Genomic DNA, 13,467 nt, shown 5'->3' with positions numbered 1-13,467 from the left:
ATGAGGGAAGTACCGGCTCTGACCATCGGCTCGATCGTCGACATGGCGGGTGTCGCGCGCGCGAAGGTGATGCCGGCCGGCCGAACCGGTGTCTTCGAGAACGCCGGTGCGGGAGTCTCACCGAGCTGGAACGTCTTCTGTAGCGACGATCGGATTGCCTTCACCGATTCCTTTTCCGTCGTGGGTGATCTCCGGTTGCGTATCGACCGCTCCGACCTCCGTGATCTCGGCGGGGGCGTGTCGTGGGCGCCGGCGACGTTGCACGAGCAAGACGGTGCGACGGCTGCCGTGTGTACTCGGTCCGCACTCACTGCCGTCGTGGCGCGGCTTGCCGCCGACGGACTGGAAGCTCGGGTGGGTCACGAGATCGAGTTCACTCTTTTCGGTGATGCGTGCAACGGAGCGTGGTCGGCGTACGGGTTAGGTGCAGTCCTGCGCCGCGAGGACTTCCTCAAGGACCTTCTGCGCAATGCCGAACGCGCACAACTTCATATCGAGCAAGTTCATGCAGAGTACGGACCGGAACAATTCGAGATCTCCGTCGCTCCGGCAACTCCTGTTCAGGCTGCCGACCTGGTGATACTGGCCCGGATCTTGATCAGCCGCACTGCCAGAGCCCATGGATTGGCGGCCTCGTTTTCACCGATACCTACGATCGGAGGTGCAGGGAACGGTGCACACCAGCACTTTTCGTTGAACTCAGGTGGGCGGCCCGTCTTCTCCGGTGGCGGGCAGGAGTACGGGATGACCGACAAAGGATCATCAGCTTTGGGTGGAATCCTCTCTCACCTCACGGAATTCACGGCCGTCTTTGCGTCCTCACCGCTCTCCGGGGTCAGGCTGCGACCGGACAATTGGTCGGGGGCCTACGTCTGTTGGGGGCTCGAGAACCGGGAAGCGGCACTGAGGTTCTGCGCAGAGTCACCGTCGAATCCACACGGCGCCAACGCCGAAGTGAAAATCGTCGATCCATCGGCCAACCCGTATCTGGCGACCGCTGCGATACTTGGCCTTTCGCATATCGGTATCGGCAATGCCTCGCCATTGCCGCCGGAAATTGTGGTGAACCCGTCGACTCTCACGGAGGCGGAACGTGATGAGCGCGGGGTGACCCGAGTCCCCACCGATCTGCGCGAGATAGTGCAGAAGTTCAACTCCTCCTCGGTGGCGAAGGAAATCTTCGGGGAGTCGATCATCGAAGCGATGGTGTCAGTGAAGGGAGTTGAGCGCGAGACTTTCTCCCAGATGGACGAGGCGACAACCGTCGAGCGGCTTCGATATACCTGGAGCTGAAAGGGTTGACGCGCAAGATGTCGAGTCCTATGTTTAAGCTATTCCTTAATTAAGGAGTTGCTTACATGGACGAGCGAAGTGGCCGACTCGATGCAGTGTTCAGCGCATTGGCCGACCCGACGAGGCGTGAAATGCTCTCTCGCCTCACTGATGGTTCGATGACCGTCGGTGAGTTGGCCGAGCCGTTCGAAATGAGTCGACCCGCCATCTCTCAGCATCTGAAGGTGCTCGAGCGAGCCGGTCTCATCGAACGAACCGCCACCGCGCAATGGCGCACGTGCACCCTTCGAGCAGAGGGTCTCGACGACGCCAGCGCCTGGGTCGACGAACACCGGCGAGGCTGGAACGAACGCTTCGACCTCCTCGACGAGCGTCTACGTGAGCTGAAACAACGTCGACCGAAGAAGGAGAAGGACAATGAGTGACCGGAATGCCGATGCCACTGCAGAATTCACCATCACCCGGATCTTCGACGCGCCGCGCGACCTTGTCTGGCAGGCGTGGACCGACCCCGACGAGGCGGCGCGCTGGTGGCATCCGAAGGGTGTCAGCAGTCCCCGTGAGCATGTCACGATCGATCCCAGAGTTGGCGGAACGTACCGCTACCTGATGATCAACGACGAGAACGGAGCCGAGTACCCCACCGGCGGAACCTATCTCGAGGTCGACGAGCCGAAGAGGCTGGTCTTCACCTGGGGAAATCCGAGTGATCCGGTGGATGCCGCACCTCGGATAACGGTCACGCTCGCAGAACGGGGTGACAAAACCGAGATGACCTTCCACCTGGTAGGAATTCCGGGATTCAAGGGTGACGGGAATGTGTACGACGGATGGGAATCCGCTTTCGACGTGTTGGACGAAGTTCGCGCCGGCGACTAGTCGGGAATCGGACACCGCGACAGCGGTGCCGGTGATTGAATGAGACTGATACTTCATTCATCACCGACTCAGGAGAGCCCGATGGCACCAGAAGTTGCGGTAGTTCTCGAGGGATACACCTACTTCGAATGCCCGCGCTGGCACGAGAACCGGATCTGGGTGTCGGACTTCTACACCTACCAGGTGATTTCGGCCCGCGAGGACGGGACCGACATACGCGTCGAGGCGGAGGTTCCAGGGCAGCCGTCCGGGCTGGGGTGGCTTCCGGACGGCAGATTACTGGTCGTCTCCATGCGGGACCAGAAGATTCTGCGGCGAGAATCCGATGGCGAGTTGGTGGTGCACGCAGACTTGTCCGGGTACGTCAGTGCCAACGTCAACGACATGCTGGTCGACGCACAGGGACGAGCGTACGTGGGCAACTTCGGGTTCGATCTGATGAACCTGGCCCCCGTCGAGACGGCAGATCTCCTCCGCGTCGACCCCGACGGATCGGTGCACGTCGTCGCGCGAGATCTCCACTTCCCCAACGGAATGGCTCTGACGTCGACCGGAGATCTGCTCGTGGACGAAACGCTGGGAAATCGAATCAGTGCGTTTGCCGTCCAGGCCGACGGCTCTCTGGGTGAACGCCGCGACTGGGCGTCGTTCGGGCCGGTGCCTGGTGGACCCGAGATGGAGACCACCCTCGCTCAGATCGTCGTTGCGGCGGACGGGTGTTGTATCGACGGAGACGATTCGATGTGGGTGGCCGATGCCCTCGGAAGCCGTGTTCTTCATGTGGGCGCCAGCGGGGAGATAGTCGACGAAATTGCCTTCGACAGCGGTGTCTTCGCTTGCGGACTCGGCGGTTCCGACGGTCGTACCCTGTTCGTTTGTGCCGCCCCGGATTTCAATGAACACGCTCGCAAGGTGGCTACCGAAGGAAAGCTGCTGTCGATTCGCCTGGAGCCTTTGATCTGATATGGAATTGGTGACCTCGCTACCTGCCGACACTCCGCTGCGGCAGGTAGCTCAGCACGTCCGACGCATCGAGAACCTTGGTTTCGACACGGTGCACATCTCCGAAACCATTCGTGATCCGTTTGCGGTGGCGGCCCTGGCCGTCGAGCACAGCAGTACTCTCACTGTCCGGACGTCGATGGTTGTCGCGTTTGCGCGCAGTCCCATGGTGACGGCTTTGGCTGCCTGGGATCTTGCGGGTTTCTCGGGTGGGCGATTTCAACTGGGGCTTGCGACGCAGGTGCGTGGGAACATCGTCGGGCGGTACTCGATGCCGTGGACGGATCCTGTTGCGCAACTGCGTGATTACGTCAGCGCTGTACGCGAGATCTTCCGAGTGTTTCAGGAGGGCGGTGAACTCGACCATGCGGGAACGCACTATACCTTCGACCGGCTGCAGCCCTACTTCAATCCGGGGCCGCTCGATGTTCCGGCTCCGGAGATCTGGACCGGGGGAGTGAACTCTCGCATGTGCTCACTGGCGGGAGCCGTCGCCGACGGTTTTGTTTCTCACCCCACCAGCTCCCATCCGAAGGTGCTCGCGGAGAGGATCATTCCATCGTTGACGGCAGGAGGAAGGAAGCCGCGACTGATTGCCGTTCCGAAGATGATCACCGGCAAAGATCCTGCCGCGATACTTGCTCAACGAGAAGCGGTGCGCAGTGAACTTGCCTTTCTCTACTCCACTCCGGCGTACCGAGTCGCGCTGGAGGTCCTCGGATTATCCGAGGTCGGGGAAGAACTGACAGTGATGGCGCGGGCAGGTGATTGGGCTCGACTACCTGACGTCCTCACCGACGATGTTCTCGACAGGCTGGTCACGCAATGCACCTACGCCGAACTCCCCGAGGTGCTGAGTTCGAAATACGCGAGTCTCTGCGACGGCATTGCACTGGCGGTGCCGGCGAATCCCGCCGACGACCGCGTCTTCGCAGCGATGTGTGAGGAGATTCGAGCCGCCGCAGCGTCTGCCCCGTGACGTCCAGTCGGCGCGAACTACACTCTCGACATGGGGCGCGTCTACGAAGGCATCGATGAAAAGCTCACCACGTGGTTGCAGGCTCAACCGCTGTTCGTCGTTGCCACCGCACCGTTGTCTGCTGACGGGTTGGTCAATTGCTCACCCAAAGGGGGAGTCGGATCGTTTGTGGTGCTGACATCCAACCGGGTGGCGTACCTCGACCTCACCGGCAGCGGTGTGGAAACCATCGCGCACGTGCGCGAGAACTCCCGAATAACACTGATGTTCATGGCGTTTGACGGACCACCGAAGATCGTACGACTGCACGGTCACGGACACGTTCTGCTTGCAGGGTCGGAACCGTTCAACGAGCTTGTCGGTAGGTTCCCTGAGCACCCGGGGCTGCGGTCGATCGTCGTGGTCGATCTGACGCGCATTTCGGATTCGTGCGGATACGCAGTACCGCTGATGGACTACCAATCCGATCGTGACGTGCTCGACCGCGTAGCGGAGAAGAGGGGGCCGGAGCGGCTCATCGCCTATCGCGCCGAGAAGAACGCGAAGAGTGTGGACGGGTTGCCCGGTATCGACCTGGAGTGATACAAAATCGCGTCGCCGTGCGAAAGAGTGTGGGGCAGGTGATTCTGACATTGCCTGCCCCACGTCCTCGTTGTGCTGGTTACTTCGCCATGTCCTGGGCTGCTCGGTACGAGAAGACCATGGCCGTGCCGAGCGGAACGCCAGGACCGGGGTAGAAGCGGCCGCTCAGTGACGCGCTCGTATTGCCGGCGGCGTACAGGCCGTCGATGGCGCTGCCGTCGGCACGCAGGACTCGACCGTTGACGTCGGTGACCAATCCGCCCTTGGTGCCGAGGTCACTGAGGACGATGCGGGCCGCGTAGAACGGACCGTTCTCGATCGCCGTCAGTGCCGCATTCGCGCCGCCGTTGGGTGGGCAGAAGAATGCGTCGTACGGGTCTTCGCCGCGATGGAACTCTTCGTCGACTCCCAGCTTTGCGGCATCGTTGAACTTTTCGACAGTGCTGCGCAATGCGTCGGCCGGCAGTCCGGTCTTGGCGGCGAGTTCTTCGAGAGTGTCGGCGGCGACCCAGGTTCCGGCCTTGAGGTGCTTGGCGGGCGCCGTGTTCGGGATGCAGATGGCAGGTAGTCCGCCACCCTCGCGCGAGTCGAAGATCATGAACGACGGCACTGCAGAACCGTTGTCGTCGTGCGCATCCATGGCCCGGCCGAACTGGTCGTACGGGAGAGACTCGTTGAGGTAACGCTCGCCCGCGTTGTCGACGACGAGTCCGCCGCGAACGCCGACCATGAATGCGGCGCTGCCGTCCGGCTGCTCGACGCCGGGGCAGAACCACGCCTGATCGAGCAAAGCGGTTGCGCCACCGACAGCAATTCCGGCGGAGATCGCGTCACCGGTGTTGGCGCCGAAGGGACCCATACTCCAGATCGCTTTGCCGGGGGTGCCGGCCTGCTCACGCATCTCGGCGTTGCCTTCGATGCCGCCCGCTGCCATCAGCACACCGCGGTTCGCCTTGATTCGCTGGGTTTCGCCGCCGGATTCGACCTCGGCGCCGACAACCCGACCGTCTTCCACGATCAGGGAGGTGAGGATGGATTCGGTACGAAGTTCTGCGTTACCGGTGCTCTGGACTGCGGCCAGCAGTCGGCCGATCAGTGCGCGCCCACCGATCATCGGGCCGGGAGCATGATCCTGACCGGTGCGGTCTTGGTCGAGTTCCGGACGCACCTTGCCGGCGAGGTCACCGATGTCGGCGGGATCGAGATCGAGAGGGTTGATGGAGCGTCCCGTGTCCATCCGGCCTTCGGCCTTGTAGTAGTCGGGGAACGCACGGAACTCGAATTCGATGTGCGGGTTCTGCTCGAGTAGTGCGACGACATCGGGAGCGGTCTCGACATAGGCATCCTGGCGCTCGGACTCGGCGTCGCCGAGCAATGCGCGCAGATAGGTGCGTGCGTTCTCCGTTGAGTCGGGGAGTCCCGCACGTTCCTGTACTTGGGTTCCCGGCAGCCAGATGGATGCGCCCGAGTACGCGGAAGTTCCGCCGAAGCGATCGGTTTTCTCGAGGACGATCGTCGTCAATCCTCGAGCTGCCGCGGTGTATGCGCCGGTCAGCGCGCCGCCGCCGGAGCCGACTACCAACACGTCGCACTCGGTGGTCCAGTCCTGCATCATTGCGTCCTAACTCCAAGAGGGTGGGGTGTCCACGGAATACCGCACGGGGAGAGAAGGCCATGCCAGGTCCCACTGAGCGGGCAATATGCCGAGATGGGTGGTCGAGATGAGAGAATTGGCGAGGTCGTTCGCGACCGGGACACAGAATCGATGATGGGGGCGACGTTGCCGAGAATTGCCGAGGTCAGGGACGCTGCAGAGCCCAGTTCGGACGAGCAGCGGGCGCGCCATGTGCGGATGCTGGAAGCGGCAGCCGAATTGGGGACCGAGAAGGAACTCTCACGGGTACAGATGCACGAGGTCGCCAAGCGGGCGGGCGTGGCCATCGGCACTCTTTATCGCTATTTCCCCTCGAAGACGCACCTCTTCGTCGCTGTGATGGTCGAGCAGATCGACCAGATCGGTGCCAGCTTTGTCAGGCATCAGGTTCAGTCGGACAATCCGCAGGATGCGGTGTACGAGGTATTGGTTCGCGCGACTCGCGGGTTACTGCGTCGGCCGGCCCTCTCGACTGCGATGCTGCAGTCGTCCAGTACCGCCAACGTCGCGACGGTGCCGGACGTGGGAAAGATCGATCGCGGCTTCCGGCAGATCATTCTCGATGCGGCCGGGATCGAGAACCCCACCGAGGAAGACAACACCGGGTTGCGTCTGCTGATGCAGCTGTGGTTCGGGGTCATCCAATCGTGCCTCAACGGTCGAATCTCCATCCCCGATGCGGAGTACGACATCCGCAAGGGATGCGACCTGCTTCTGGTGAATCTCTCACGGCACTGACGTGACTTCGCCCCTCTCTGGGGAGGGTTCGTCATGTTCGCAAAATTGAAATCAATTCTATTTTTGAATCCGCATCAGTTGAGAGTTGATGTCAATCCGGACATTGCCCTGACATCATTAATAGAATAAATTACAGAAAATTAGACGGTGAGCCAGCTCACCGACCGAAAACTCCACGAAGGAGCGAACATCATGGGTCATGCAGTCATCGTCGAGGCCGCTCGGACACCGATCGGCCGTCGTCGCGGCGCCCTGGCGGGACTGCACCCCGCCGAGATTCTGGGAGCAGCGCAGCTCGGCGTTCTCGAACGGGCAGGCGTCGCACCGGAAGACATCGGACAGATCATCGGCGGCTGTGTCACCCAGGCAGGTGAGCAGTCCAACAACGTCACGCGGCAGGCGTGGCTGCACGCCGGATTGCCGTACAGCACCGCGGCAACCACTATCGACTGCGCCTGTGGATCCGCCCAGCAGGCAGTGCATTTGATTTCAGGCCTGATTTCGTCTGGTCAGATCTCGGCCGGTATCGGCTGCGGCGTCGAGGCTATGAGCCGTGTGTTCCTGGGTCAGGCAAACGCACCCGGAACGGGAAACCCGTACCCGGACGACTGGACCATCGACATGGGTGACCAGTTCACCTCCGCGCAGCGAATTGCCGAGAAGCGTGGGATCACGCGCGCCGACGTCGACGCGTTCGGTCTGGAATCGCAGCGCCGCGCAGCTCAGGCTTGGGCTGAAGGACGCTTCGACCGCGAGATCGTGCCCGTCAAGGCTCCCGTGGTGGACAAGGAAGGCGTGCCTACCGGTGAGATCGCCACTGTCACTCGCGACGGGGGACTGCGTGAGACGACGGCAGAAGCGCTGGCTGGGCTCAAGCCGGTCATCGAAGGCCATATCCACACCGCCGGCAACTCGTCGCAGATCAGTGATGGCGCGGCTGCGGTACTGCTGATGAGCGAAGAGCGCGCACAGGAACTGGGATTGAAGCCCCGCGCGCGGATCGTCGCGTCCGGCATGGTCGGATCCGATCCCTTCTATCACCTGGACGGACCGATCGAGTCCACCCAGATGGTGCTCGACAAGGCCAAAATGACCTTGGACGACATCGATCTCGTCGAAATCAACGAAGCCTTTGCCTCGGTCGTGCTCTCCTGGGCGCAGGTTCACGGCGCAGACCTGTCCAAGGTCAACGTCAACGGTGGTGCGATCGCGCTCGGACATCCCGTCGGTTCCACGGGCGCTCGTCTGATCACCACTGCGCTGCACGAACTCGAGCGCTCGAACAAGTCGACGGCTCTGGTCACGATGTGCGCCGGTGGCGCTCTCTCGACCGCCACCATTATCGAACGCATCTGACCCGTACTGACACTGTCGAATTGACGAGGTAGACATGACTATTGGATTGAGTGAAGAAGATCGTGACCTCCGCGACTCCGTACGGGGCTGGGCGGCGCGTCACGCAACACCCACCGTCGTCCGTGAAGCCGTCGAGGCGAAGGTCGAAACTCGCCCCCAACTCTGGAACGGGCTTGCCGAGCAGGGGCTTCTCGGACTACACGTAGCCGAGGAATTCGGCGGCGCAGGATACGGATTGGTCGAACTCGCCATCGTCGTCGAGGAACTTGGACGCTCGATGGTTCCCGGACCGTTCCTGCCGACGGTAGTGGTCAGCGCTGTTCTCAGTGATGCCGGAGAAACGGACAGACTGCCGACGCTCGTGGATGGCAGCACGCTCGGAGCTGTTGCACTACAGCCGGGTTCGCTGAAGATCACCCGCGACGGCGACAACACCACCCTCAGCGGAACGTCCAGCCTTATTCTCGGCGGCCATGTCGCTGACCTGTTCCTCCTCGCGACGGACAGCGGATTCGTTCTGCTCGGACGTGACCGCCTCGAGGTCACGGACTTGGCCAGCTACGACGTCGTGCGTCGTAACTCCGAGGTCACCGTCGACGGTTTGGTGCTCACCGATTCCGAGATCCTCACCATCGATACCCAGCGTGTACTCGACATTGCCGCAACACTGTTCGCGGCCGAGGCATCAGGCTTGGCCGACTGGGCAGTCACGACGTCGGCCGACTACGCGAAGGTGCGTCAGCAGTTCGGTCGCCCGATCGGCCAGTTCCAGGGTGTCAAGCACAAGGCTGCACGTATGCTCGCGCTTGCCGAACAGGCACGCGTCTGCGCTTGGGACGCTGCGCGTGCGCTGACTCCCGCCAACGGCGTCGGTGCCGAGGAGGCTTCTCTCGCAGCAGCCGTCGCCGGAGCCACGGCCCTCGAGGCTGGCTTCTCCGTCACGCGTGACTGCATCCAGGTGCTCGGCGGAATCGGCTACACGTGGGAGCACGACGCGCACCTGTACCTGCGCCGCGCGCAGTCCCTGCGAATTCTGCTGGGTTCCACGGCATCCTGGCGTCGTCGCGTTGCCGAGCTGACCATTGCCGGAACCCGTCGCGTGCTCAGCGTCGAGCTGCCGCCCGAGGCCGAGGCGATCCGAGCCGACGTCCGAGCCGAGCTCGCTCCTGCACTCGAACTCGAAGGCGCCGCCCAGAAAACGTATCTCGCGGAAAAGGGCTACACCGCACCGCACTTCACGGCTCCGTGGGGCAAATCCGCCGATGCCGTCAGCCAGCTGGTCATCGCCGAAGAACTGCGCGCTGCGAAGATCAAGCCGCACGACATGATCATCGGCAACTGGGTCATCCCGACGCTCATCGCGCACGGCAACGAAGAGCAGCTCGCCAAGTTCGTCCCGCCGTCACTGCGCGGCGACATCGTCTGGTGTCAGCTCTTCTCCGAGCCCGGCGCAGGTTCCGACCTCGCCGCGCTGAGTACAAAGGCCACCAAGGTCGACGGTGGCTGGAAGTTGCAGGGCCAGAAGGTGTGGACGTCGATGGCACGCGACGCGCACTGGGGAATCTGCCTCGCGCGCACCGACGCCGACGCCCCCAAGCACAAGGGTCTGTCCTACTTCCTCATCGACATCAAGAACAGTGGCCTCGACATTCGTCCGCTGCGCGAGATCACCGGTGAAGCACTGTTCAACGAAGTCTTCTTCGACGACGTCTTCGTTCCCGACGAGTGCCTGGTCGGCGAGCCAGGCGACGGCTGGAAGCTCGCTCGCACCACGCTGGCCAACGAGCGTGTCTCGCTGTCCAACGACTCGTCGCTCGGATCGGGTGGCGAGGCTCTTCTGAGCCTGGTCGACGGACTGCCCGGTGGCATCGACGACGAGCAGCTGACCGTGCTCGGAAAGGTGCTGTGCGACGCGCAATCCGGTGGTCTGCTCGGTCTGCGCACCACGCTGCGCTCGCTCACCGGCGCGCAGCCGGGTGCCGAATCCTCGGTGGCGAAGCTGATCGGTGTCGAGCACATCCAGCAGGTCTGGGACGTGGCAATGGAGTGGGCCGGACCGAGTTCACTTCTGGGCGAACAGCATCGGATGTCTGCAACCCAGATGTTCTTGAACTCGCAGTGCATGTCCATCGCGGGTGGTACAACCAATGTTCAGCTCAACATCATCGGTGAGCGAATCCTGGGTCTGCCTCGCGACCCTGAACCGGGAAAGTGACCTGCACATGAGCAATCGCACCTTCGTCATCGGCGTCGGCATGACCAAGTTCGAGAAGATCGAGACCCGCGACTGGGAATACCCGGACATGGTGACCGAAGCCGTCTCGAATGCCCTTACCGATGCCGGGATCGGCTACGGCCAGATTCAGCGTGCTGCGGTCGGTTACGTGTTCAACGCGTCGACAGCAGGACAGCGAGCTCTCTACGAGACCGGTCTGACCGGCATTCCGATCTTCAACGTCAACAACAACTGCGCGACCGGCTCGACGGCGCTGATGATGGCGCGCGAGTGGGTCCAGGCCGGACAAGCCGAGTGCGCCTTGGCCGTCGGCTTCGAGAAGATGACCAAAACGGCGTTGACCGGTAACGGTGAGATGCCCAAGGTCACGACCTTGGACTCTCAGCTGAAGATCATGGTCGAGGATTACGGGTTCGCGCGATCGCCGATGACAGCTCAGCTGTTCGGTAACGCTGCCGTCGAGCACATGAAGAAGTACGGCACCACGGTCGAGCAGATCGCAGCGGTGGCGGTCAAGAATCACAAGCATTCGGTGAACAATCCGTACGCACAGTTCCGTGACGAGTACACCCTCGAACAGGTACTCGGCGACAAGATGATTCACGAGCCGCTGACACGCTCGCAGTGCTCGCCGACCTCGGACGGCGCCGGAGCCGCGATCGTCGTGAGCGAGAAGTTCGTGCGTGAGCACGGCCTCGAAGACCGGGCGATCGAAATCGTCGCACAGGCGTTGACCACTGACACCGAGGCAGCGTTCGCCGAGAAGTCGATGATCGACGTGGTCGGCGCGCCGATGACGGCAGCTGCGGCAGAGCAGGTCTTTGCGCAGGCCGGGATCACCATCGATGACGTCGACGTCATCGAACTGCACGACTGCTTCGCGATTAACGAGATCATCACCTACGAGGGCCTGGGGATGTGCGCGGTCGGAGAAGGCGGAAAGCTCGTCGAATCCGGCGCGACCACGTACGGCGGCCAGTGGGTCGTCAACCCGTCGGGTGGTTTGATCTCGAAGGGACACCCGCTGGGCGCGACGGGCTTGGCGCAGTGCGCCGAACTCACGTGGCAGCTCCGCGGGACCGCGGATGCGCGGCAGGTCGACGGCGCTCGTATTGGCTTGCAACACAACCTCGGACTGGGCGGCGCGTGCGTCGTGACGGTCTACCGAGCCGGAACTTTGGAGAACTGATGGCTATCGATCTCGAGGTGGCGTTGGCCGCCGAACCGACTGTGCGCGAGGCGTCGTGGACCGATCGCGACGTCATGCTCTACCAATTGGGACTCGGGGCAGGGGTGAATGCTCTCGATCCCGCCGAACTGACCTGGGTGTACGAAAAGGGGCTGAAGGTACTCCCGACGTTTGCAATGGTTGCAGGCCAGGGAGTTTCGGCGGGTGTACTGCCCGCACCGTCGATGAGTATGCCGGGAATCGACATCGATCTGCGAAAGATCCTGCACGGTGGGCAGTCGCTGGCACTTCACGCGCCCATCCCGTCGACGGGTGCTGCCCGTATTTCCTCTCGGGTCGCCGATGTCTGGGACAAGGGTAAGGCAGCTGTGATCGTTCTCGAGACGGCGGCCGAGGACCTGGACGGGAATCCGTTATGGACCACCGGAATGCAGATCTGGGCGCGCGGCGAAGGTGCATTCGGCGGCAACGCCGGACCCGAAGTTGTTGCCGGGGTGCCTGATCGAGCGCCCGACAAGGTACTGACGTCGAGCACGAGTCCCTCACAGGCGCTGGTGTACCGACTCAGTGGAGACATGAACCCGCTGCACGCTGATCCCTCCTTCGCGAAGATGGCGGGCTTCGATGCACCGATTCTGCACGGCCTCGCGTCGTACGGCATCGTCTGCAAGGCCGTGGTAGACGGGATTCTCGACGGAGATCCGACGCGGGTGAAGAACTACTCGGTGCGGTTTGCAGGTTCGCTCTTCCCCGGCGAATCCATCACCACCTCGGTATGGCAGGACGGCAACACACTGACGTTGGCGGCGACGTGCCCCGAACGCGAGAACTCCCCGGTTCTCACGCACGCAACAATGGAGATCAACTGATGGACCTCGGTTCGCACCCCACAGCAGCGACACATCCGGGCGGCACGATTCTGACGTCGCCGCCGCAGGACGCCCCGGTCGACCGGGCCACGGCAGCAGCGCGTCGCGTTGTCGACGCGATGCTGCGCACCGACCGCGGAAACGCCAATTTGGACCGGGTTGCGGAGGAGCTCAACAGCATTGCAGAGCATCTCGAACAGCACTCACCCGAGGTGGCCGAGCGGTTGATCGACATGTGGAACGGTGAGGGCGTGACTCGTCACGACCCCGTGACCGGCCCCGAGAACGCCATTGCGCCGCCGCTCGTTCTGGAAGGGCTCGCTGACGGGTCGGTGCAGGGAGTGGTCACGTTGACGCTGCCGTACCAGGGCCCTCCCGGCCATGTGCACGGCGGTGTTTCGGCGCTGCTGCTCGATCACGTTCTCGGCGTCGCGAACGCCTGGGGTGGAACTTCCGGCATGACAGCACAATTGAGCACTCGGTACCATCGCCCGACTCCGCTGTTCGAGCCACTCACGATCAGCGGCAAATTCCTGTCCAAGGACGGCCGCAAGATTCACACCGTCGGTGAGATCAAAACTGCGGACGGCGAATTGTGTGTATCGGTAGAGGGACTGTTCATCGACAAGACCGTGCCGCGCCCCAGGTAGGGGCTTCGCCCCCGTGCGCCTTTTTGGTAGTGGGAACTAC

The 13,467-nt window shown here is 62.5% G+C and carries 13 protein-coding genes; 12 read left to right on the top strand and 1 reads right to left on the bottom strand.

From position 1 onward, the window contains the following. The 6 genes from ATN38_RS07705 to ATN38_RS07680 all read left to right on the top strand — a co-directional run bounded on the left by ATN38_RS07705 (nt 1) and on the right by ATN38_RS07680 (nt 4,735). A complete protein-coding gene (locus tag ATN38_RS07705) occupies nt 1-1,293 on the top strand; it encodes a glutamine synthetase family protein (protein WP_047270706.1) in 1,293 nt (430 codons plus the stop codon). Between the two features lie 65 nt (nt 1,294-1,358). Continuing rightward, nucleotides 1,359-1,718 carry a helix-turn-helix transcriptional regulator gene (locus ATN38_RS07700; RefSeq protein ID WP_003940373.1) on the top strand — a complete coding sequence of 120 codons (360 nt, stop codon included), beginning with the start codon at nt 1,359-1,361 and terminating at the stop codon, nt 1,716-1,718. Further along, the gene (locus ATN38_RS07695; RefSeq protein ID WP_030536982.1) at nt 1,711-2,172 is read left to right on the top strand and encodes an SRPBCC domain-containing protein; all 462 of its coding nucleotides are present in this window, start codon (nt 1,711-1,713) and stop codon (nt 2,170-2,172) included. The genes ATN38_RS07700 and ATN38_RS07695 overlap by 8 nt, the downstream gene beginning before the upstream one ends. A gap of 81 nt (nt 2,173-2,253) precedes the next feature. Then, the gene (locus ATN38_RS07690; protein ID WP_047270709.1) at nt 2,254-3,135 is read left to right on the top strand and encodes an SMP-30/gluconolactonase/LRE family protein; all 882 of its coding nucleotides are present in this window, start codon (nt 2,254-2,256) and stop codon (nt 3,133-3,135) included. Between the two features lies 1 nt (nt 3,136). Beyond that, nucleotides 3,137-4,153 carry a TIGR03617 family F420-dependent LLM class oxidoreductase gene (locus ATN38_RS07685; protein WP_042924836.1) on the top strand — a complete coding sequence of 339 codons (1,017 nt, stop codon included), beginning with the start codon at nt 3,137-3,139 and terminating at the stop codon, nt 4,151-4,153. Between the two features lie 30 nt (nt 4,154-4,183). Then, nucleotides 4,184-4,735 (top strand): pyridoxamine 5'-phosphate oxidase family protein, encoded by a 552-nt coding sequence (locus ATN38_RS07680; protein WP_007732686.1) that lies wholly within the window; start codon nt 4,184-4,186, stop codon nt 4,733-4,735. Nucleotides 4,736-4,814: 79 nt separating this feature from the next. On the opposite strand, the gene ATN38_RS07675 is transcribed toward ATN38_RS07680, so the two are convergent. Continuing rightward, nucleotides 4,815-6,347 carry an FAD-dependent oxidoreductase gene (locus ATN38_RS07675; protein ID WP_047270766.1) on the bottom strand — a complete coding sequence of 511 codons (1,533 nt, stop codon included), beginning with the start codon at nt 6,345-6,347 and terminating at the stop codon, nt 4,815-4,817. 153 nt (nt 6,348-6,500) lie between these two features. Between ATN38_RS07675 and ATN38_RS07670 the strand changes: the two genes are divergently transcribed. The 6 genes from ATN38_RS07670 to ATN38_RS07645 all read left to right on the top strand — a co-directional run bounded on the left by ATN38_RS07670 (nt 6,501) and on the right by ATN38_RS07645 (nt 13,427). After that, nucleotides 6,501-7,127, top strand: coding sequence for a TetR family transcriptional regulator (locus tag ATN38_RS07670; protein WP_030536987.1), 627 nt, complete (start codon nt 6,501-6,503; stop codon nt 7,125-7,127). Nucleotides 7,128-7,319: 192 nt separating this feature from the next. Beyond that, nucleotides 7,320-8,483: a steroid 3-ketoacyl-CoA thiolase gene (locus ATN38_RS07665; RefSeq protein ID WP_007732681.1), complete on the top strand. Its 1,164-nt coding sequence runs from the start codon at nt 7,320-7,322 to the stop codon at nt 8,481-8,483. 34 nt (nt 8,484-8,517) lie between these two features. Further along, entirely contained in the window at nt 8,518-10,698 is a 2,181-nt protein-coding gene (locus ATN38_RS07660) for an acyl-CoA dehydrogenase (RefSeq protein ID WP_007732680.1), read from the top strand. A 7-nt stretch (nt 10,699-10,705) separates the two neighbouring features. Then, on the top strand, nt 10,706-11,908 hold the full coding sequence (locus ATN38_RS07655) for a lipid-transfer protein (RefSeq protein ID WP_125052002.1): 1,203 nt from the start codon (nt 10,706-10,708) through the stop codon (nt 11,906-11,908). Then, nucleotides 11,908-12,777: a MaoC/PaaZ C-terminal domain-containing protein gene (locus tag ATN38_RS07650; RefSeq protein ID WP_125052000.1), complete on the top strand. Its 870-nt coding sequence runs from the start codon at nt 11,908-11,910 to the stop codon at nt 12,775-12,777. The genes ATN38_RS07655 and ATN38_RS07650 overlap by 1 nt, the downstream gene beginning before the upstream one ends. Then, nucleotides 12,777-13,427 carry a PaaI family thioesterase gene (locus ATN38_RS07645; protein ID WP_003940283.1) on the top strand — a complete coding sequence of 217 codons (651 nt, stop codon included), beginning with the start codon at nt 12,777-12,779 and terminating at the stop codon, nt 13,425-13,427. Before ATN38_RS07650 ends, ATN38_RS07645 begins: the two co-directional genes overlap by 1 nt. The last annotated feature ends 40 nt before the right edge of the window (nt 13,428-13,467 follow it).

This window comes from Rhodococcus sp. FH8 (assembly GCF_019266085.1).
Classification (GTDB): domain Bacteria; phylum Actinomycetota; class Actinomycetes; order Mycobacteriales; family Mycobacteriaceae; genus Rhodococcus_F; species Rhodococcus_F qingshengii.
This window is presented reverse-complemented; position numbering and strand designations above follow the sequence as displayed.

Excerpts from the sequence above, each read along its gene's own strand:
- ATN38_RS07670 (WP_030536987.1), top strand. The coding sequence starts at position 6,501 with ATGATGGGGGCGACGTTGCCGAGAATTGCCGAGGTCAGGGACGCTGCA.
- ATN38_RS07705 (WP_047270706.1), top strand. The coding sequence starts at position 1 with ATGAGGGAAGTACCGGCTCTGACCATCGGCTCGATCGTCGACATGGCG.
- ATN38_RS07695 (WP_030536982.1), top strand. The coding sequence starts at position 1,711 with ATGAGTGACCGGAATGCCGATGCCACTGCAGAATTCACCATCACCCGG.
- ATN38_RS07645 (WP_003940283.1), top strand. The coding sequence starts at position 12,777 with ATGGACCTCGGTTCGCACCCCACAGCAGCGACACATCCGGGCGGCACG.
- ATN38_RS07650 (WP_125052000.1), top strand. The coding sequence starts at position 11,908 with ATGGCTATCGATCTCGAGGTGGCGTTGGCCGCCGAACCGACTGTGCGC.
- ATN38_RS07680 (WP_007732686.1), top strand. The coding sequence starts at position 4,184 with ATGGGGCGCGTCTACGAAGGCATCGATGAAAAGCTCACCACGTGGTTG.
- ATN38_RS07685 (WP_042924836.1), top strand. The coding sequence starts at position 3,137 with ATGGAATTGGTGACCTCGCTACCTGCCGACACTCCGCTGCGGCAGGTA.
- ATN38_RS07655 (WP_125052002.1), top strand. The coding sequence starts at position 10,706 with ATGAGCAATCGCACCTTCGTCATCGGCGTCGGCATGACCAAGTTCGAG.
- ATN38_RS07690 (WP_047270709.1), top strand. The coding sequence starts at position 2,254 with ATGGCACCAGAAGTTGCGGTAGTTCTCGAGGGATACACCTACTTCGAA.
- ATN38_RS07660 (WP_007732680.1), top strand. The coding sequence starts at position 8,518 with ATGACTATTGGATTGAGTGAAGAAGATCGTGACCTCCGCGACTCCGTA.
- ATN38_RS07700 (WP_003940373.1), top strand. The coding sequence starts at position 1,359 with ATGGACGAGCGAAGTGGCCGACTCGATGCAGTGTTCAGCGCATTGGCC.
- ATN38_RS07665 (WP_007732681.1), top strand. The coding sequence starts at position 7,320 with ATGGGTCATGCAGTCATCGTCGAGGCCGCTCGGACACCGATCGGCCGT.
- ATN38_RS07675 (WP_047270766.1), bottom strand. The coding sequence starts at position 6,347 with ATGCAGGACTGGACCACCGAGTGCGACGTGTTGGTAGTCGGCTCCGGC.